Source organism: Mycobacterium sp., assembly GCF_050701675.1.
In the GTDB taxonomy this organism is placed as follows: domain Bacteria; phylum Actinomycetota; class Actinomycetes; order Mycobacteriales; family Mycobacteriaceae; genus Mycobacterium.
Genome location: NZ_JBOGDD010000237.1, coordinates 1 through 1536, shown reverse-complemented (window position 1 = coordinate 1536; position 1536 = coordinate 1). Strand labels below are relative to the sequence as shown.

The following is a 1536-nucleotide window of genomic DNA, read 5'->3' as shown; positions in this document are numbered from 1 at the left end:
AGTCGACCCGGCGGCGCTGGCCGCCCTGGTTGTCTGGGTCCGTCCTGGGGGTGTTGTTGTAAACACGACCGTGTGGATGCCCGCGCCCGCCGACGAGGAGCGCGGTGTGCGCGGCATAAACGTCTACGTCCGAAGCGACGTCGATCAGCTATCTCAGCTCGTGGCAATGGTCGACCGCGGCGAACTTAGCGTCAACGTCGCGGAGCGGGTGCCTCTGGCCGAGCTCCCGGCGGTCCACGCCAGGGCGGCCGCGGGCCTACTCTTCGGCAAGGTCATCGTTATCCCCTCCAATGCCTGACGCCTTTCGCCAGAACGTCAATCCTGATTAACCCATTCAAAGAGAAAGGAGTGACCATGGCATTCGCCCTAGATCCAGAGATTGCCATTGCCCTGGCCCCGATGGCCGAGGCCTCTGCGGGAGCCGCGCTACCTGCAGTCGGCGATATTGCCGGGCGCCGAGTTATGTGGGAGTCGATCATCGGTGCCGCGGGTGCGGCTCAGCCAAGTCCGTCCGATGTGAAGACGAGCGAGCACTATGCGACGTCCGACGATGGCGAGCAAGTCAAGATGCGTTGGTATGTCAAGGACGGCGTCGCGCCGGGCTCGGCCGTGCTGTTTTTCCATGGCGGCGGGTACATCCTCGGCCACATCGACCTGTTCGACGGACCCGTTTCTCGCTACACGTCCGCCAGCGGGGTGCCGATGCTGTCCGTTGAGTACCGCCGGGCCCCCGAGCACCCCTTCCCGACCCCACTTGAGGACGCCTACGCCGCGCTGGTTTGGCTGCACGACCATGCCTCAGAGCTTGGCATCGACCCCGACCGGATCGGTGTAATGGGCGACAGCGCCGGGGGCGGCATGGCGGCCGCATTGGCGATCCTAGCGCGCGAGCGAGGTGGTCCGAAGATCGCCCGCCAGATCCTCATCATGCCCATGCTCGACGACCGGACCAGGACGCCCGACCCCTACATTGCGCCTTACGCGCTGTGGTCCTACGACGACAGCGCTACCGCATGGCCTGCGCTGCTCGGCGAGGCGGACGGCGGACCCGACGTCCCCGCTACGGCGGCCCCGGCCCGGCTCGAGGACGCTTCTGGCTTGCCCCCAGCTTATATCGAGGTCGGCCAGATCGACGTTTTTCGCGACGAGGACAGTGCTTACGCGATGAAGCTCAGCCGTGCCGGCGTGCCGGTGGAGTTCCATCTGCACCCCGGCGCCCCACACGAGTTCGATTCCATCGCCTTCGAATCCGATGTCGCCCGGCGCGCCGTCGCCGACCGCGTCCGGGTCCTGAAGTCGATCTGAGCCGAAACGGAGCGCGTTCTCCCGCTGCGATATGCTAGGCGAACGCGCTCCGAATGTCCGGTGACGAACAACGCGCCTCGGCGAGACTAAATCACAATCCTTGAGTAGTACTCCGGACGGCCCTGCACGCTAAGATCGACCCGAAAGAGCGCTCCAGCGCCGACTCCCTCAACCTCGCGGCCGCCGACATTCGCCGTCGTCACGTAGGCATCCCGGTACTCAGGGCCTCCG

At 65.8% G+C, this 1536-nt stretch carries 2 protein-coding genes; both read left to right on the top strand.

Annotation, left to right across the window (positions count from 1 at the left end):
* On the top strand, positions 1-298 hold a 298-nt coding region (locus tag ACRDUX_RS06775; RefSeq protein WP_526412235.1), incomplete at its 5' end, for a zinc-binding dehydrogenase.
* Positions 299-354: 56 nt separating this feature from the next.
* Complete coding sequence (locus ACRDUX_RS06770; RefSeq protein WP_526412233.1) at positions 355-1305, top strand: alpha/beta hydrolase; 951 nt, start codon at positions 355-357, stop codon at positions 1303-1305.
* Positions 1306-1536 lie beyond the last annotated feature (231 nt).